The organism is Paraburkholderia sp. RHO2 (genome assembly GCF_050955445.1).
In the GTDB taxonomy this organism is placed as follows: domain Bacteria; phylum Actinomycetota; class Actinomycetes; order Mycobacteriales; family Mycobacteriaceae; genus Prescottella; species Prescottella agglutinans_A.
In genome coordinates this window covers 1285088-1303301 of record NZ_CP162617.1, presented here as the reverse complement: position 1 = coordinate 1303301, position 18214 = coordinate 1285088, and the positions used below count along the sequence as shown (strand labels likewise).

The window sequence follows — 18214 nt, the reverse complement described above, 5'->3', positions numbered from 1 at the left end:
TAGGCGCCGGCACCGACAGCCGGGCGGAGTCAGACAGGTTCGTTCAGCGGCCCGACCTCGACGACGGCACCGAGCAGGCCCGTCAGGATGAGCACGATGTTGCTGCGCAGGGTGGACTCCGCGACCGGGTCGAGGATCTCCGCCAGGCTCGGGATCCCGAGGTCGAACCGGGTCTCGAACCGGATCAGCACCCCGTCACCGTCCGGCTCCGGGTCGAGTTGCCAGGAGCCCTCCATCGTCAGGAAGTCCCCGCTGAGTTGGGCGAACTCGATGCGGCGGGCAACCGGATCGAGCACGTCCCGCTCGGTCCAGCGCAGCGTGCCCTTGCGGAACCGCACCAGCCAACTGGAGACGACCGACCCGTCCGCCTGCGCGGGTTCGAGTTCGAGGGCGAGGACGGTTTCGGTGAGTTCGGGATAGCGGGCGAAGTCGCTGATCCGGGCGTAGGCCGCGTCGGGCTGCACGTGCTCGGCGCGGATGTGCATGACTACGTGGCGCATGAGAACTCCAAAGGGTCGTGTTCAGGTGAGGGTCAGGTCCTCGAGGGCGTCGCCGAGGGCCCGGAGGAAGAGCTCGACCTCGTCCGTGGTCACGATCGCCGGCGGGGTGAGGCGCAGCACGTTGGCCGCGTTCAGCGAGTGGTTGGCCAGGACGTCCCGTTCCAGGAGGTTCAGGAACAGCTCCCCGACCAGGCCGCTCGACGCCATCTCGAGGCCCAGCAGCAACCCGCGACCGCGGACCTGGGCCACGCGGCCGGCGCCGTGCCGGTCCACGGCCGTCCGGACGCCCGTCAGCAGGCGAGCCCCGAGGGTCGCCGCCCGCGCCGGGAGGTCCTCGTCGCGGATCACGCCGATGGCGGCGCGCGCGGCGGCGCACGCCGCCGGCGACCCCGCGAACGTGGAGGTGTGCAGGTAGGGGTCCCGGGCGAACGGCGCGTAGGCCTCCGGCGTCGCGACCACCGCGGCTATCGGCATCACGCCCCCGGAGAGACCCTTACCGACCAACATCATGTCGGGCACGACGCCGTCGGTATCGACACCCCACCACCGACCGAGCCGACCGAGCCCGGTCTGGACCTCGTCGACGACCAGCAGCGCCCCGTAGCGCCGACACAGGTCGGCGACGTCGCGCAGGTAGCCCGGCGGCGGCACGTTCACGCCGCCCTCCCCCTGCACCGGTTCGACGATGAAGCAGCCGTGGCCGCCGGTTGCGCGCAGCGCCACCTCCAGCTCGGCCGGATCCCCGAAGGCGACCTCCATGATGTGCGGCAGCAACGGCCGAAAGGGCCGCTGCAGCACGCCGTTCGCCGTGACGCTCAACGCGCCGAGCGTCTTGCCGTGGAACCCGGCGCGGGTCGTGATCACGGCGGTCTTGCCGTGGGCGCGGGCCAGTTTCAACGCGCACTCGGTGGCTTCCGCGCCGGAGTTGACGAAGTGCACCAGATCGAGGTCGCCGGGGGTGATCTCGGCCAGGGCGGCCGCGGCACCGGCGCCGACCGGATCCAGGAACACCCGCGAGGCCATCGGGTGCCGTCGCATCTGGGCACACACCGCCTCGACGACGGCGGGGTGACGGTGTCCGAGTAGGTACACGCCGTAACCACCGAAGTCCAGGACGCGTCGGCCGTCCGCCACCGTGATCCAGGCACCCGACGACTCCACCTCGGCCAGGTCGCCGATCAGCCGGCCGAGTGCCGCCCGGCCGCTGCCGAAGTGCCTGCGGTACCGGTCGGTGAGCACGTCGGAATCGAGGAGCGCGGAGTCGCGCAGCGCGCCGGCGCTCATCGGACTGCGCCTTCGAGCACCGGCGGCTCCGCCGGCAACAGCTTCTTGACCTGCGCCCAGTAGATCAGCGAGCGCCTGAGCGCCTCGGTGAGCGCGTCCTTGGTGGCCCGTTCACCGAATCCCAGCCGGTCCAGGTCGCTGGGCATGGCCTCGCTGGACTGGAACACCCACACCGACTCGAGGAAGTCGACGAACATCCGTCGTCGTGCGTCCGAGATCAGGTCGTCCAACAGCGGCAGCAGCAACCGATCGACGGACTCGAACGGCATGAACCGTGGCCGCACCGCGCCGATCCACGCGAGCCGGGACACGTACTCGCACAGTTCGGCGATCTCGGTGAACGTGAGCGCCTGCTCTCCCGCGGTCAACCAGTACTCGCCCTCGGTGACCCGGTCGCGAATCAGGTTGCCGACGGCCTCGACGACGATGTCGAGGGGAACGGTGTCGACCAGGGATCCGATGTCCCCCGGGACCACCGGGAGATTGCCCCTGACCGCGTTCCCCAGCATGCGATGCAACCCCTGGAAGGCGGCCATCCGACCGTCGCGGGAGTCCCCGATCACCACCGACGGCCGGAGGATGACGGCCGGCACCGAGCCGGCACGGATCAACTCCTCGGCCTCCGTCTTGGATTCCAGATAGGCGGCCAGTCCGGCGAATCGCTCGTCGGCCGGGGCCTGACGCAGCACGAAGGCCGTGCTCAGGTAGTAGACCGGGGCGTCGGCGTCGGCCGCCACCCGCAGCATGGACGCGGGACCTTGGACGTTGACCGCCCGGAGCCGCTCCGGATCCACGTTCCATTTGGTGACTGCCGCCCCGTGCAGCACCACGTCGACCCGGTCCACCAGGCGGGCGTAGTCCGCGGCGGGCAGGCCCAGCGTGGGATGGGTGAAGTCACCGGGGAACTCGCCGACCCTCGGGTCGTCGATCGGGCGTCTGCCGCGCAGACACACGATGTCGAAGTCCTCGGCCATCTCGTCGAGCACCGCTCTGCCGATGACCCCGGAGCCACCGGTGAGCAGCATGGTGCGCTTCATGTCCGTGTCCTCCAATGCATTTCATCAGGCGATCGTCAGCGGATTCCCGGCGAACCAGCCCAGCAACGGGCCGGCCATCTTGGCTCGGGCCGGCGGATGGAAGCCCAGGCCGTTGACCGCGGCGGCGAGGTAGCCGACCCGGTCCGACGTGATGAAGTTCAGCCCGCCGAGCAGCTCCACCGCCCGCGGCACCGCCGACGCGATCGCGTCTTGCACGGCGTACCGCACCAGGAGCGCGTCCACCAGCAGCTTCCGGCTGTCCAGCTCGTCGGTCATCCGACGGGCGATGTTCTCCACCGACGCCATCGCGCCCTCGAGCGTGACGACCAGCCGGAGCCGGTCGGATTCGCTGATCCGGTCCGAACCGAGCGCCAGCTCCACCAGGGCGCTGGCGGCTCCCAGGTAGGCGCCGGTGACGAGCAGTTCGAACCACAGGAAGGCGGCGTTCTGGATGTCGTCGAGTTGTTCGCCCTCGCCCACCGTCGTGGTCACGACGAGATCCGACGGCACCAGCACGTCGTCGATGGTGACCTGGTCGCTTTCGGCGCCACCGAGCGCGAAGCTGGACCAGAACGGGCTGACCGAGACGCCGTCGTCCTTGGCGGGGATGAGCGCGACCGCGAGCTGCTCTCCCGGGCCGTCCGGGCGCGGGAGCATGACGCTGGCGGTCAGCAGATCCATGGACCGCGACAGGCTGCAGGGCTTCTTGACCCCACTCAATCGGACGCCGTCGGGCGTGGGGGTGGCGGTCATGGTGGGCTTCAGGATCTGCCCGTCCGGACGCCCCTCCGCGAAGCCCGACGCGAGCAGCAGGCTGTCGGCGGCGATGGCCTGCAACAACATCCAGTCCAGACCGGTGTTCGTCTCGCTCACCGCGACCAGGCTCGCAACCGAGAAGTGATGCATCGTGGTGGCGACCGCCAGCGACGGTGACCGCGAGCCGATCGCGCGCTGCACCCGGACGGCCTCGAGGGGACTTGCCCCGACGCCGCCCAGATCGGCGGGCACGAGGAGGCCCGGCCCACCGGCCTCCCGGAACACCGCCGTGCCGGGGCTGCCCCGCCGTTCCAGATCCCCCGGTGGTATCGCTGTCAGCGCCTCGTCCAGACCGGGCAGCGCGCGAGCCAGCACATCGCGCTCGGTTTCGAGAAGCCTCATGTCTCCTCCACCTTCCGTCCAGGTGTAGGGCTCGGAGCGACGTGGTCACTCCAGGTCGGATGTCCACATTTCCCGGTTTCCAACCTCGTCCGAGTGCGCCCCGCTGAACAGCAACCCGAGGGTGGACCGCGACACCCACGGGGGTGAGGAATCTCCACCCTGGGGTGGATTCACGGCGGCGCCGTCCATCGACCCGCCCGCCCATCGGTATTCCCGATCAGAAGAGTCGATGGACCGCCGCGATCAGCGCGGCGCCATGCGGATGGCGCCGTCGAGGCGGATGGTCTCGCCGTTGATCATCGCGTTGGAGACGATGTGGGCGGCGAGGGCCCCGTACTCGGCGGGATCGCCGAGTCTGGAGGGGTGCGGGACCTGTGCACCGAGGGCGGCCTCGGCCTCGTCGGGCAGGGAGCCCAGGAGCGGGGTCTTGAACAGTCCGGGCGCGATGGTGTTGACGCGGATCAGCAGCGCCGCGAGGTCGCGGGCGATCGGCAGGGTCATGCCGACGACGCCGCCCTTGGACGCGGAGTAGGCAGCCTGGCCGATCTGACCGTCGAACGCGGCGACTGAGGCGGTATTGATGATGACACCGCGCTCGCCGTCGACGGGGTCGGTCTTCGCGATCCGCTCGGCGGCAAGGCGGAGCACGTTGAACGTGCCGACGAGGTTGACGTTGATGATCTTCGTGAAGTCGGCGAGCGGAAACGCGCCCTTCCTGCCGACAGTCTTGATGGCGTTGCCGATGCCGGCGCAGTTGACGGCGACGCGCAGCGGACCGAGGGACTCGGCGACGTCGAGGGCCGCGGTCACCGCGGCCTCGTCGGTGACGTCGGCGGCGGCGAACCGAACGCTGTCACCCATCTCCTTGGCGACAGTCTCGCCGTTCGAGGACGGCAGGTCGAGGATGACGATGTGGGCGCCCTGGTCGTGGAGGGCCTTGACGGTAGCCAGACCGAGGCCTGATGCACCGCCCGTGACCAGCGCGACGCTGTCGGTGACGATCATGCGGGTTCCTTCCGGATCTTACTGTGTTTCACAGTGATTCGATGATGGCTGCGTTGCCGACGCGGGCGCGTCTCGCACTGGGCTAGGCGGAGGCCATCTCGGTGGCCCAGCGGTAGTCGGCCTTGCCGGCGGGGGTGCGTTTGACCTCGTCGACCAGCACGATCGTCCGCGGGATCTTGTAGCCGGCCAACGTCTTGCGGCAGTGCGCCTGGACCTCGTCGAGCGTCAGTTCCGGGGCGTCGGGGTAGATCGCGATCACCGCGGCCACCTGCTGGCCCATCCGCTCGTCGGGCTTGGCGACGACGAGGGCGTCGGCGATCGAGGGGTGCGCGTGCAGCGCGGCCTCGACCTCCTCGGCGAACACCTTCTCACCGCCGGTGTTGATGCACTGCGAGCCGCGGCCGAGGAAGACGATGGTGCCGTCGGCCTCGATCCGCCCCATGTCGCCCAGGACCGAGATGCGGGTGCCGTCGGCGCGGACCGGGAACGTGCGGGCGGTCTTGTCCTCGTCCTTGTAGTAGCCGAGGGGGACGTTGCCGATGCGGGCGATGTACCCGATCTCGTCGGTGCCCGGAGCGATCTCGTCGAGGCGCTCGTCCACGAGAATCATGTTGGGCGAGGGTGCCATGCGGAGATTGCCGTCCTCGTCGATTGTGAAGGCGCCGTCGTTGCCGGACTCCGAGGCACCGAAGTTGTCGCGCAACAACAGCTCCGGCTTGACCGTGAGCATCCGCTCCCGGACGCCGACCGACCAGAGCGCCCCGCCCGAGGTGATCGAGAAGAGCGAGCTGAAGTCGATGTCGTCCTTGCGGCGCTCCATCTCGTCGACGAGCGGCAAGCCCATGCCGTCGCCGACGATCAGGATCACCTGCAGTCGCTCCTTCTCGATGGCCTCGACGACCTTCTTCGGGTCGAAGTCGCGCATCAGCACCACGCGGGCACCGAGCGTGAAGAACGTGAACAGCGAGTACAGCGCGGCACCGTGCATGAGCGGGGCGGCGATGAGGAACGCCATGTCGGGGAATTCCTTTGCGGCAGCGGCAACCTCCGCGAGGTCCTGCCGGGCGTCCTCGCCGTACGGGTTGCCGCCGGAGAGCGGCTTTCGGAAGAAGTCGTCGTGGCGCCACATGACGCCCTTCGGGTAGCCGGTGGTGCCGCCCGTGTACAGGATGTAGAGGTCGTCGCCGGAGCGGGCGGGGAACTCCGCGGTGGCCGGGAGATCGGCCGAGTCCGCGAACCGGGACACGGTGATCGAGCGGGCGGCAGCCGCGGTGAGCAACTCCTCGACCGGATCGCCGATGACGAGCACCGTCCGGATCAGCGGGTAGCTGCCGAGCAGGTCGGCCAGGGTGCGCTGATGCTCGGGCAGTTCGACGACCACCGCGGTCGAGTCCGAGTTGGTGAAGATGTACTCGAGTTCGGCCGGCGTGTAGCGGTAGTTGACGTTGATCGGCACCGCGCGGATCTTGATCAGTCCGAGGATGGACGTGACGTGTTCGATGCTGTTCTTCAGGAACAGGGCCACGTGGTCGCCCTGGCGGATGCCGGCCTTCGTCAGCAGGTTGGCGGTTCGGTTCGCCTCGGCGTTCAGGCTCGCGTAGCTCAGGTGCTGGTCCTCATACGTCAGCGCAATTCGGTCGGGGACCGATTCGGCGACCGATTCGAAGACATCGGCGAGATTGAACTGCATCATGATTCCCTTCGGAGAAGTTACCTGTTCGCAGGCGCTGGCGGTGAGAGGTTCACAGCTCGTTCGATGGGGCAGGGATGTCCAACAGGTCACCCAGCAGCAGTCGATGATGTTCGGAACTGCCGAACGTCAGCTGCGCCGCGAACGCGCGCTTGAGTCGCATATGGATCGGATGTTCCCACGTGAATCCGACCCCACCGTGCATCTGCAAGCAGTCTTCGATCGCATCCAAGGAGCGAGAAGTGCAGTGCGCCTTTGCCAACGAGCTGGCCACCTCTGCATCGTGACTGTCGGTGGCCAGGGCGGCTGCAGCGTACTGGGACGTCGCGCGTGCCTGCCCCAGCGAGATCCACATGTCCGCAGCACGGTGACGCAAAGCTTGATACGAGCCGATCGGACGGCCGAACTGATGCCGCACCGTCAGATACGAACAGGCAGCGTCCAGCGCCCACTCGAGGAGCCCCACCTGCTCCGCTGCGATCATGGCGGCACCGGTTCGCAATGCACGATCGACGGCCTGCAGGACGGCGGGTCCGGTGGCCAATACCGTTGCGGGGGTGTTGTCGAAGTCGACGGTGAAGACCGGGCGGGTGGTGTCGAAACTGGTGACGGGTGTGACTCGGACGGAGGAAGCTGGTTGATCGACCAGCGCGAGAATGGGCTCTCCAGACGCGACCGCCTGGACGACGAACACGTCCGCGTAGTCCGCGGCGAGTACCGAGGAAACGGTCCCCGTCAGACCCACCGACGCCGGTGCCCCACCGGACGTCGCTCGAACGCGCGAGGAGCAGTCCGCGCCCGGCGCCCGGGTCGCTTCCACGACCAGGGTGGCCGTCAGTGATGCTGCGGCAAGGTCTTTCAACACCGATTCGGCGGCGGTGGACCCAGCTCGACCGCAGTCGACGAGGACGAGGGTCGCGAGGACCGAACTGGCCAGGTAGGGGACGGGCGCGACTGCGCGTCCGAGCTCCTCCATCACCACCGCAACTTCCCGGGTAGTGGCACCGTCACCGCCGAGTTCCGTCGGGATGAGGAGTCCGGTCAACCCCATCTTTCCTGCGATGATGTCCCAGAGGGCCGCACTGCTGCGGGCACCGGTGTCGGCTGTTCGGAGCAACACGTCCGTAGTGCATTCTTCGGCGAGTACTCCACGGAGAGTGGCCCGCAACTGTTCGTGAGTCGAGTCGTAGAGCAGGTCGGGAACGGTATCGGGATGGTGCTGCGCTGTCGTTGTCATTTCGGAATGTCCTGCCACGCGAGGTCTGCTGTGGGATTCGGCTCTTTCGGGAGCCCGAGAACCCGGTCTGCGATCAGACCGAGAAGGATCTCGGAAGTTCCACCCTCGATCGAGTTCGCCCGGGAACGCAGGTAGTGGTATCCCGCCGGCCTCTGCACTCGCGGAACACCGTTCGCCACCGACCAGTCGTCGTAGCTCAAGCCCGCGGCGGGATCCAACTGCGCCCACAACCGGGCCACTTCCTGATTGTTCTTCGCGAAGGTCACCTTGGCACCCGAGCCTTCCAGCCCGGGCGCTCCGGTAGCGATCGCCTGCCTGGTCCGCTCATTCGTCAGACGTGCGGCCTCGATATCAACCCAGACATGCATGAGGCGCTGATACAAACCCGGTGTTCTCAGTTCGGGTCGTTCCCTCCACAGGTCGAGTACCCGACCGATGTGGCCGTCGTTTCTTTGGGTTGTTCGACCACCGATGGATGTTCGTTCGTTCATCAGGGTCGTCCGTGCCACGGCCCAACCCTGTCCTACCTCTCCGAGGCGCATCGTGTCGGGAATGCGTACGTCGGTGAGGAAGACTTCGTTGAACTCGGCCTGGCCGTTGGCTTGCCGCAAGGGGCGGACCTCGACACCCGGCCCGCGCATATCCAGGATGAAGTACGTCAGCCCTTGGTGTTTGCGTGCTGTGACGTCCGTGCGGACGAGCAGTAGGGCCCAGCGAGCCTTGTGCGCGTAGGAGGTCCACACCTTCTGACCGTTGATTACCCATTCGTCACCGTCGCGGACCGCACGGGTCGACAGCCCTGCAAGGTCAGATCCCGCATCGGGCTCACTGAACAACTGGCACCATATCTCTTCGCCAGTCCACAGCGGACGCAGTAGACGTGCACATTGCTGGTCCGTTCCGTGTTCCGCGATCGTCGGTGCGGCCATTCCGGTTCCGATCGGATTCCGGAATGCGTCGACAACGGGGCCACCAACATCGGCGAGGGCTTCTTCGAGAGATTCTTGGAGATTCCGGGCCAGCCCCAAGCCTCCGAGACCGACCGGATGGTGGATCCACGCCAAACCGGCGTCGTACCGCTTGCCGAGATAGTCGATCATCGACAACTCTGCGAAGGGGTGTGCGTCAGCAAGAGCACGCACCCTCGAGTGGACGTCGTTCAGCTCGCCACCACAGCCGGGGTCATGAAACGCGCTGTGAGTGGTGCTGCTCGGGATGCCGTCGGCGATGGTCATGCGTTCTGCTCCTTCGAAACCGGCGCGCCGTCGAGGCCGCGTGCCGTGATCTCCTCACGTTCGAGGATGTCGAGGCTCGCCTCGATGTTGCCGGTGTAATGCGGTGCGGTGTCACACAGCCACATGACAGCCTCGACCATCTCCTCGAGCGACTCCGGAACGAACCACTGGGTGCCGACCATGTTCGACGCCGCCGTCAGCGCGGCGGCGGTCGCGACCGCCGACCGTGGCCGGACGGCGTTGACCCGAATTCCGGTGCCGTTGAGTTCAGCGGCGAGACCCGCGGTGATGCGGTCCAGTGCCGCCTTGCTGGCGCCATAGAGGGCGGTGCCGTGGATGTCCGCGTCCAGGTCCGTCTCCCCCTCTGGCAAGGGTTCGACGGGGCGCAGCCGGGCAGTCCCGCTGGTGATGTTCACGATCCAGCCCTCCCCACGCTCGCGCATGCCGGGAATCACGCGCTGCGCCAGGTCCAGCGGCGCATGTACGTTCACCTCGAACGTGACGTGTGCCCGCTTCGCGGGGATGCCCCGCAGCGGCTGGAAGAAGGCCGCCGCGGCGTTGTTGACGAGGATGTCGATCGGACCGCCGAGCTGCCGCTCGGCCTCCTCCACGATCCGCCCGCGGGACTCGGGGTCCTCGAGTGCGGCGGCGATGGTCGCGGCGGTGCCGCCGGCCGCGCGGATCAGCTCGCCGATCTCGGCGAGGGTGCCCTCGAACCCGCGATCGGGCTCGTCGACCGTGCGGGCCACGATCGCGACCGCCGCGCCCTCCGCCGCGAGCCGCTGCGCGATGCCCGCCCCGATCCCGCGGCTGGCGCCGGTGACGATCGCCCGACGCCCCTCCAGCCGGCCGCTCACGCGCCCAGCTCCGCCTCGACCTGCGTGGCGAACGACCCGCACGGCAGCACGTCCACCAGAACGCGGTACGCGTTCTGGTGCTTGCCGCGCCATGCGTCGAACCCCTTGTGCCGCACCGATTCGAGGTACGAACGGTAGGGGGTGTCATCAGCACCGGCGTGGCCGTCCACGGAGATGAGGTTGTACGGCGTTTCGTTCGTCACTGTGAGACTCCTGATCAGATGTATGTGAAACGTGTCGTGACGTCGCGAGATCAGGGGCCCGCGCCGCGAGAACCGTCTCTGGACCGTCCTACGACTGTGCAGTGGTGTACTTGGAGGCGAAGGCGTGGATGCTCGCCACGACGTGATCGAGTTCCTCGTCGCTCATCCCGTGACTCATGCCGAGCGACATCCCACGCTCGAAGACCTCGTCGGCGAAGGGCAGACCACCCTCCGGGATGCGGTACTCGACGCCCCGCATCATCGGATGGCGGGTGACGTTGCCGCTCCACACCGTCCGCGTGTCGATACCGGCACCCTCGAGCGACTCCTGCAGATCGGACCGGGTGAAGCCGGCATCCTCACGAACAGTGACCGGATAACACAGCCACGCCGTCTGGAACCCCTCGAGCTGCCTCGGCAGCCGGAACAGCGACGGATACGCCCCGAACGCCGCGGAGAACGCCTCGAAGATCTGCGCCCGCCGCGTGTAGTTGACGTCGAGCTTGCTCAGCTGCACCAAACCGAACGCCGCACCCAGCTCGGACGGCTCGAAGTTCCACGGCAGAACATCGAAGATGAAGTCGTTGTCGTACGCGACACCGTCGAGATCCTCACGGAACACCCGACCCGTCTTCTCGGACCCGAACAGGTGCGGCTCCGAACGCCGCCCCCACCGCCGCAGCATCAGACCCTTGTCCCGCAGCTTCTCGTCGTCGAGACACACCATGCCACCGTTACCCGCACACGTGATGATGTGCGCCATCGCGAAGCTCGTGACGGTGATGTCCGAGCGTGACCCGGTCCTGGTGCCACGCAGCGTCGTTCCGATGCAGTCGCACGAATCCTCGACGACCTTCAGATCGTGCCGGTCCGCGATCTCCCGGATCGCGTCCCAGTCAGGCGCATTGCCCGCCAGGTTCGGCACCAGGATCGCCCTGGTCTTGTCGGTGATCAACTCCTCGATCTTCGACGCGTCGACGTTGTACGTATCCGGCTCGACGTCCACGAACACCGGAACCCAGCCCCCACGCACGATCGGCGAGACATCGGTCGAGAACGTGAGCGGCGAGGTGATGACCTCCGACCCCTTCGGCAGATCCAGCAACTCCAACGCAAGATACAGCGCGGACGAGCCCGAGTTGCACATCAGTCCGAGCCTCTTGCCGTACAAATCTGCGACCCGCCGCTCCATCTCGGCCACATTCTTACCGATCTTCAGCGCGAACGGACCACCCCGCAGCACCTCCAGACACGCATCGATCTCGGCATCGTCGTGAACACTTCGGGCGTAGACAACCCTGGTCATGGGATCTCCTCGGTTGATATCTCGGAAGGCGTCCGTGGGCACCGATCAGCTACGGCAGCAAGCTCTGCACGCCAACCCTGCTCGAGCAGGTAGGTCGAAATCGACAGTGGCGGTTCACACCTGCACGGGGTAGCGATTCCACACCGGCATTAGTCCGGTGTACCTCTCAATCTGGATCGAATATAGAACTGGGTTCTCGAAGCGTCAAGACCCGGCGACGACATTCGATCAACCCCTTACCGTTGGATCCGACCTACCTTGCAGAGGGATTGCGCGAGGTAGGACTTGCATCCTCACGCGATCTCGGGTTCCCTTCAATAGAATATGGTTCTAAGTCGCAGGACAGGCGTGGCCGCCCGCTCGATATGCAGAAGCGCGCCTTACAGCGGTGCATTACTCGAGGAGGACTGCGATGGATAGGCCGACGATCGCTGACGGAGCAAAGTCCTCGATCGGACGGCGCGAAGATGGGCATCTGATGAAACGACATTGTGCTCGCCGAACCCGTTGCAGCCCTGATTGTCTCGGTCCGTCAGGTCCGGGGAGACGCGCGTCCTGATCAGGGCTGTCATTCGATGATGGACGCAGAGAACGAGCGCACGGAGGATTCAATGACGGTTGTCGATACGGGTCGGTCCGTCGACACTCCGATCCGCGAAGAACTGCGGCCGTCCATGATCGAGCGGATGACCCTGATTCTCGACGCATTCCACGGAACCACCAGACCACTGACTCACTCCGACGTGATGCGCCGAACCCAGCTGCCTCGCTCGACGGTGCACCGCATCCTTGACCAGCTGGTCCACTCGAACTGGCTCGAGCACACGCCGCTCGGCTACCGGCTCGGCAGCCGTGCCTACAGTTTCGGCGGCAGCAGCCACAACGAGATCCGCTCCGCAGCAGCGCCTCTGCTGCACGAACTGCACATGCGGACAGGCATGGTCGTGCACCTTGTGGTCCTCGACGGGTCGGACAGTCTCTGCCTGGACAAGGTGGGCGGCCGATTCGCAACGACACTGCCGTCACGCGTCGGCGGTCGAAGTCCCGCATACGCCACCGCCGCCGGCAGGTCCATGCTGGCGTGGCTCGCCCCCGAGCGCGTCGATCACTTGTGCCGAGAGCGTCCGAGTATCTGCACTGACCGAACGGCCCCAGACATGCCGACCCTGCACATGCAACTCACCCGGATTCGGCAGCGTGGTGGTCTCGCCTTCGATCGGGGCGAGTCGGTGAACGGTGTTGCCTGCGTCGGCGTCGCGATTCGTGGAGCCGGCACTCCCATCGCCGGAATCTCGCTGTGCGGGGACGCCCGTACGGCACAGCTCGATCACGTCGCCCCGCTCGTCATCGAGGCCGCACGGAAGATCTCGCGGACGCTGCACCCCACGACGCTTTCGTCGCGAACCTGATCGAGATGACAACCGCATCAGTGGTGGCGCGCACACCCGATCCGGCGTCGCTGCCGGCCTGATCCGTGTACCACCTACTCTCGCGGACCAGCCGTTCCCTCTCCGCCCCTGAACACTGCGCCCCATACCTCGAATTCGCGGGCGCTGTCGACCGGTAAACCGGCCGTCAGCGATCACGTATCCAAGGGCGGGGCGCGCGGTCGTCAGACCCGCCAGTCGACGGGGCTCGTCCGGAACTCGTAATTCCGCAACGGATCGTGGACGGGGATGACGTTGTTCGCGCCGTCGTGGTACAACACCAGCCAGCACTCGCCGTTGGCGGACAGCGCCCGCATGACGATCTGGGCCCACTCGTCGGTGCGGTAGGCGGGGGGCCCACCGCGGCGGACGAACTGTCCAATTCGACTGCGATCGGTCTTCGTGGTCATGACAAGCTCCTGTGGTCGGATGCGGGTACCGTCACGTGATCAGCGCCGAGAACGGAGGCGAGGACGGGCTCTCGAGGCCGCGCGGTACGGGCATCACGCTCGTCGCGGCGGCGGCGCCGACGAGGCCGGCGTTGTTGAGCAGTTGCGCCGGAACGATCGGAGTACGAACCGACAACCCTGGAATCCAGTGCTTGTGCATTCGGCTGATCTCCCCTCCGACGACGAAAAGGTCTGGCCAGAGCAGGTTCTCGATGCAGCGAAGGTATGCGTCGACGTTGCGGGACCACTGCCCCCAGGTCAGGTCCTCGCGGGTCTTCACCGATGCGGCCGCGAGCCTTTCGGCGTCCTTGCCGCCGATCTCGATGTGGCCGAGTTCTGTGTTCGGCAGTAGGACACCGTCGTGCAGGACGGCCGATCCGATTCCGGTACCGAAGGTGAGCACGACCACGACGCCGTCGGTCGCGGCCCCGTAGCGGTACTCGGCCAGACCTGCGGCGTCGGCGTCGTTGAGCACCGTCACCTCGCCTCCACCCAGCGCGTCGGCGAACAGTGCGCGCGCATCGGTGCCGATCCACTCGGGCGCAATGTTGGTTGCTGTTCGGGCGATGCCGTCGGTGACGACGGCGGGCAGGGTGATCCCCACCGGACCGCTCCAAGCGAAATGCTCGACGACGACCGCCACTGCGTCCGCGGCCGCTTCCGGCGTGCACTGCTGCGGTGTCGCGATCAGATGACGACTGCCGACGAGCTCGCCGCGGTCGAGCCCGACGATGCCGCTCTTGATGCCAGTGCCGCCGATGTCGATGCCGAGCGCGAGACCGCTTTCCTCCGCCGCGATCACTTCGCCGCCCGCAGAGCAGTTGCGGCACGGGCCAGTTCGGTGATCCGGCTGAAATCACGGGCAGTGACGGCGTCGCGTGGGGTCAGCCAGGATCCGCCGACACATCCGACGTTCGGCAGCGCGAGGTACTGCGCTGCGTTGTCCACGCTGACGCCGCCCGTCGGACAGAAGCGCGCGCCAGGGGTGACGGGGGCCAGGGACTTCAGGAAGTCGACACCGCCGCTGGCCTGCGCCGGGAAGAACTTCATCTCCCCGAAACCGAGGTCGAGCAGGGTCAGGACCTCCGAGACGGTCGATGCGCCGGGCAGGTAGGGCACGCCGCACTCGCGTGCCGCCGACACCAGCGGTGCCGTGCTGCCCGGCGAGACGAGAAAGCCTGCGCCGACCGCCACGGCCGCACGGGCGTCCGCGGGGGTGACGATCGTTCCCGCTCCGACGTTGATCTCGGGCACCTCTGCGGCGATGCGTCGGATGGCCTCGATCGCCACCGGGGTCCGCAGCGTCACCTCGATCAGCGAGACTCCGCCGGCAACGAGTGCACGTGCCACCGGCACGGCGTCCTCGGCTCGGTCGAGAACGACGACGGGGACGACCGGTGAGATGTCGAGCAGCGACGTGGTCATCGCAGACCTCCTGAAACTGTTTCGTACGAAATCGAAGTGGTGCGTGGGACCGGGGGCGCGAACACGGTCGCCCCCTCGTCCGCAGGTCCGACGACGGTGCGCATGCCCGCGAAGATCTCCCGCCCTTGTCCGGCCCATTCCCCGTCGCTCGGTCGCCTGCCGGAAACGGGACGCGCTGCGAGTGCGACAGCGTCGACGTGCAGATCGAGAGTTCCGGTGACCGCGTCGACCGTGATGACGTCGCCGTCACGGACGCGGGCGAGCGGGCCACCGGACGCCGCCTCGGGTGTCACGTGGATCGCCGCGGGAATCTTGCCCGACGCACCGGACATCCGGCCGTCGGTGACCAGTGCGACGTGCAGCCCCCGGTCCTGCAGCACACCGAGAACCGGGGTGAGCTTGTGCAGCTCGGGCATCCCGTTGGCGTGAGGGCCCTGGTACCGCACGACCACCACGACGTCCCGGTCGAACTCGCCCGCCTCGAACGCGGCGAGGAAGTCGGCCTGGCCGTCGAACACCCGCGCCGGCGCCGAGACGAACCGGTGAGCCGGCGCCACGGCGGACACCTTCATCACACTGCGGCCGAGGTTGCCCGCGAGCATCTTGAGCCCACCCTCGGCGTCGAACGGGTCGGTCACCGGCCGGACGACGTCCGTGTCGAGGCTCGACGTCACCCCCGCAGCCCAGTGCAGTCCGGACTCCGCCAGGCGGGGTTCCTCGGTGTAGCGGCGCAGGCCCTGGCCGGCGACCGTCCGTACGTGCTCGTGCAGTAGACCCGCCGACAACAATTCTCGCAGCACGAATCCGACACCGCCGGCTGCGTGGAAGTGGTTCACGTCGGCCTGCCCGTTCGGGTAGATGCGTGCGAGCAGCGGGACGACCTCGGACAGGTCCGAGATGTCATCCCAGGTCAGGACGATCCCCGCGGCCCGCGCGATCGCGACGAGGTGAATGGTGTGGTTGGTCGAGCCGCCCGTGGCCAGCAGTGCCACACAACCGTTGACGATCACACGCTCGTCGACGATCTCGCCGATCGGGGTGTACTCGTCGCCGAGAGCGGTCAGTCGGCTGATCCGCCGACCGGCCTCCGCCGTCAGCGCCTCGCGGAGAGCGGTACCCGGGTTGACGAAGCTCGAGCCCGGCAGGTGCAGGCCCATCGCTTCCATGAGCAGCTGGTTGGAGTTGGCGGTCCCGTAGAACGTGCAGGTGCCGATGCCGTGGTACGCCGCTGCCTCGGCGTCGAGCAGCTCTTCGCGGCCGACTTTGCCCTCCACGAACAGCTGGCGCACGCGAGACTTCTCGCCATTGGACAGTCCGGAGGTCATCGGTCCCGCCGGCACGAAGATGGTCGGCAGGTGCCCGAAGCTGAGTGCGCCGATCAACATTCCCGGAACAATCTTGTCACAGACGCCGAGCATCAGAGCGCCGTCGAACATATTGTGCGACAGTGCGATTGCGGTGGACATAGCGATCACGTCGCGGCTCGACAGCGACAGTTCCATACCCGCGGTGCCCTGGGTGATCCCATCGCACATCGCGGGGACGCCGCCGGCGAACTGCGCGATCCCGCCGGCGGCGACGACCGCGCTCTTCAGCAGCGCCGGGTAGGACTCGAAGGGCTTGTGCGCGGACACCATGTCGTTGTACGAGGAGACGATCGCCACGTTGGGCTTCACCAGCCCACGCAGGGCCTCCTTGTCCGGTGGCCCGGCCGAAGCGAACCCGTGCGCGAAGTTCGCGCACGCCAGTCGCCCACGAACGGGACCTGCCTCCGCGGCGCGACGGATCCGATCGCGGTACGCGTGCCGTTCGTCGCGGCTGCGTTGCATGATCCGTTCGGTGACGGCGGCCAGTCGTGGATGCAGACTCATTCGAAATGTCCTTGATACCAAGAGCGTTCGCCGCACTCGATGAGTGAATCGGATGCGGCCGGACCGTCGACACCGGCCGGGTACGGCTGCGGTGGCACATCGGTCGTCGCCCAGTGGTCGAGGATCGGCTGCACCCACGCCCACGCGGCCTCGACCTCGTCACGCCGCATGAACAGCGTCGAGTCGCCGCGGACGACGTCCATCAGCAGGTGTTCGTAGGCGTCGGGGACTGCACCCCCGAAGAGCTTGGCGTAGCTGAGGCTGAGCGGCGCCGGATCAATGCGTACCGCACCGGATCCCGGCTCCTTGAAGTTGAGGTACAACTGCATGCCCTCGTCCGGCTGCAGACGCACGACGAGACGGTTCGCTTGCCCGCCGCCGGCCTCGCCGTCGGCGTAGAACGGATACGGGGCAGGCTTGAACTGCACCACCACCTCCGAGCATCGGCGTGACATGCGCTTGCCTGTACGCACGTAGAACGGCACGCCGGCCCAACGCCAGTTCTCCACCCGGGCCTCCAGGGCCACGAAGCTCTCGGTGCGACTGTCGGGGTTGCCGACCTCCTCGAGGTAGCCGGCGACGGGCCGGCCGTCGACCACACCGGCCTCGTAGCGACCGCGGACGGTGTCACGGTCGACAGCCGCTCCGCGCAACGGCTTCAGCGACTGAAGCACCTTCAGCTTCTCGTCGCGTACGCTCTCGCGGTCCATCCGCGCCGGGGGCTCCATCGCGATGAGGCAGAGAAGTTGCAGTAGATGGTTCTGCACCATGTCGCGCAACGCGCCCGCGTGGTCGTAGTAGCCACCGCGGCTTCCCACCCCGAGCGTCTCGGAGACGGTGATCTGCACATGGTCGATCCACCTCGAGTTCCACAGCGGCTCGAGCAACGCGTTGGAGAATCGGGTCACCAGCAGGTTCTGGACGCTGGACTTGCCCAGGTAATGGTCGATTCGGTAGATCTGCGACTCCGAGAACACCGATCCCACGGCATCGTTGATCTCACGCGCCGATTCGAGATCGGTTCCGATGGGCTTTTCGAGCACCACCCGGCACGCATCGTCCGCCAACCCCTGCTCGTGCAGCCGCAGGCAGATAGGGCCGAACATCGACGGCGCGCTGGCGAGGTACATGATCCGGACCCGGCCCGCTCCGGGGTCGAGCAGTGCCCGCAGTTCGCTCCAGTCCCCGTCGAGGAAGTCGAGGTGGATGTACTCGATCCGCTCGAGGAACCGGGCGAGCACGTCGGAGTCGAGCAGGTGGCCGTCGACGAACTGTTCGAGCTCCTCGCGAGCCTTGGCCCGGTACGCGGCACCGTCGAGATCCGCACGGGCGACGCTGATCACGCGCGTGTCCTCGGACAGGCCGCCGCGCCGGTCCTGCAGGTACAGGGCGGGCAGCAGCTTGCGGGCGGTGAGGTCTCCGGTGCCACCGAAGACGACGAAATCGCACGTGGCCGCGGAGGAACCAGATGGGGGTGCCTCCGACGAGGCGGGGATGGGTGGCGCGGAAATCGCTGTCACGGAGTCTCTT

Annotated in this window: 17 protein-coding genes; 1 reads left to right on the top strand and 16 read right to left on the bottom strand. The window is 67.3% G+C overall.

Annotated elements, in window-relative coordinates:
* Nucleotides 1-29 precede the first annotated feature (29 nt).
* The 11 genes from ABTV10_RS05985 to ABTV10_RS05935 all read right to left on the bottom strand — a co-directional run bounded on the left by ABTV10_RS05985 (nucleotide 30) and on the right by ABTV10_RS05935 (nucleotide 11512).
* Nucleotides 30-500 carry an SRPBCC family protein gene (locus ABTV10_RS05985; protein WP_499033213.1) on the bottom strand — a complete coding sequence of 157 codons (471 nt, stop codon included), beginning with the start codon at nucleotides 498-500 and terminating at the stop codon, nucleotides 30-32.
* Between the two features lie 21 nt (nucleotides 501-521).
* Nucleotides 522-1784, bottom strand: a complete 1263-nt coding sequence (locus ABTV10_RS05980; RefSeq protein ID WP_499033212.1) for an aspartate aminotransferase family protein — start codon at nucleotides 1782-1784, stop codon at nucleotides 522-524.
* Nucleotides 1781-2821 (bottom strand): SDR family oxidoreductase, encoded by a 1041-nt coding sequence (locus ABTV10_RS05975; protein ID WP_499033210.1) that lies wholly within the window; start codon nucleotides 2819-2821, stop codon nucleotides 1781-1783. The genes ABTV10_RS05980 and ABTV10_RS05975 overlap by 4 nt, the downstream gene beginning before the upstream one ends.
* A 24-nt stretch (nucleotides 2822-2845) precedes the next feature.
* A complete protein-coding gene (locus ABTV10_RS05970; RefSeq protein WP_499033209.1) occupies nucleotides 2846-3979 on the bottom strand; it encodes an acyl-CoA dehydrogenase family protein in 1134 nt (377 codons plus the stop codon).
* A 243-nt stretch (nucleotides 3980-4222) separates the two neighbouring features.
* A complete protein-coding gene (locus ABTV10_RS05965; protein WP_499033207.1) occupies nucleotides 4223-4984 on the bottom strand; it encodes a 3-hydroxyacyl-CoA dehydrogenase in 762 nt (253 codons plus the stop codon).
* 82 nt (nucleotides 4985-5066) lie between these two features.
* A complete protein-coding gene (locus ABTV10_RS05960; RefSeq protein ID WP_499033206.1) occupies nucleotides 5067-6677 on the bottom strand; it encodes an AMP-binding protein in 1611 nt (536 codons plus the stop codon).
* A 49-nt stretch (nucleotides 6678-6726) separates the two neighbouring features.
* On the bottom strand, nucleotides 6727-7911 hold the full coding sequence (locus ABTV10_RS05955; protein ID WP_499033205.1) for an acyl-CoA dehydrogenase family protein: 1185 nt from the start codon (nucleotides 7909-7911) through the stop codon (nucleotides 6727-6729).
* Nucleotides 7908-9146, bottom strand: coding sequence for an acyl-CoA dehydrogenase family protein (locus ABTV10_RS05950; RefSeq protein ID WP_499033204.1), 1239 nt, complete (start codon nucleotides 9144-9146; stop codon nucleotides 7908-7910). Before ABTV10_RS05950 ends, ABTV10_RS05955 begins: the two co-directional genes overlap by 4 nt.
* Complete coding sequence (locus ABTV10_RS05945; protein ID WP_499033203.1) at nucleotides 9143-10003, bottom strand: SDR family NAD(P)-dependent oxidoreductase; 861 nt, start codon at nucleotides 10001-10003, stop codon at nucleotides 9143-9145. The genes ABTV10_RS05950 and ABTV10_RS05945 overlap by 4 nt, the downstream gene beginning before the upstream one ends.
* Nucleotides 10000-10206 (bottom strand): hypothetical protein, encoded by a 207-nt coding sequence (locus ABTV10_RS05940; protein ID WP_499033201.1) that lies wholly within the window; start codon nucleotides 10204-10206, stop codon nucleotides 10000-10002. The genes ABTV10_RS05945 and ABTV10_RS05940 overlap by 4 nt, the downstream gene beginning before the upstream one ends.
* An 88-nt stretch (nucleotides 10207-10294) precedes the next feature.
* Nucleotides 10295-11512 (bottom strand): DegT/DnrJ/EryC1/StrS family aminotransferase, encoded by a 1218-nt coding sequence (locus ABTV10_RS05935; RefSeq protein WP_499033199.1) that lies wholly within the window; start codon nucleotides 11510-11512, stop codon nucleotides 10295-10297.
* 611 nt (nucleotides 11513-12123) lie between these two features.
* Here ABTV10_RS05935 and ABTV10_RS05930 point away from each other — a divergent pair.
* On the top strand, nucleotides 12124-12921 hold the full coding sequence (locus ABTV10_RS05930) for an IclR family transcriptional regulator (protein ID WP_499033198.1): 798 nt from the start codon (nucleotides 12124-12126) through the stop codon (nucleotides 12919-12921).
* Between the two features lie 203 nt (nucleotides 12922-13124).
* Here the strand turns inward: ABTV10_RS05930 and ABTV10_RS05925 are convergent, their stop codons facing one another.
* From ABTV10_RS05925 to zwf, 5 genes are read right to left on the bottom strand one after another with little or no spacing between them, the layout of a single operon-like run.
* Nucleotides 13125-13349, bottom strand: a complete 225-nt coding sequence (locus tag ABTV10_RS05925) for a hypothetical protein (RefSeq protein ID WP_499033197.1) — start codon at nucleotides 13347-13349, stop codon at nucleotides 13125-13127.
* Between the two features lie 31 nt (nucleotides 13350-13380).
* Nucleotides 13381-14190 carry a polyphosphate--glucose phosphotransferase gene (gene ppgK, locus ABTV10_RS05920; protein WP_499033196.1) on the bottom strand — a complete coding sequence of 270 codons (810 nt, stop codon included), beginning with the start codon at nucleotides 14188-14190 and terminating at the stop codon, nucleotides 13381-13383.
* Nucleotides 14187-14813: a bifunctional 4-hydroxy-2-oxoglutarate aldolase/2-dehydro-3-deoxy-phosphogluconate aldolase gene (gene eda, locus ABTV10_RS05915; protein ID WP_499033195.1), complete on the bottom strand. Its 627-nt coding sequence runs from the start codon at nucleotides 14811-14813 to the stop codon at nucleotides 14187-14189. Before eda ends, ppgK begins: the two co-directional genes overlap by 4 nt.
* Nucleotides 14810-16684, bottom strand: a complete 1875-nt coding sequence (gene edd / locus ABTV10_RS05910; protein WP_499033194.1) for a phosphogluconate dehydratase — start codon at nucleotides 16682-16684, stop codon at nucleotides 14810-14812. Before edd ends, eda begins: the two co-directional genes overlap by 4 nt.
* Entirely contained in the window at nucleotides 16681-18180 is a 1500-nt protein-coding gene (gene zwf, locus ABTV10_RS05905) for a glucose-6-phosphate dehydrogenase (protein WP_499035144.1), read from the bottom strand. The genes edd and zwf overlap by 4 nt, the downstream gene beginning before the upstream one ends.
* Nucleotides 18181-18214 lie beyond the last annotated feature (34 nt).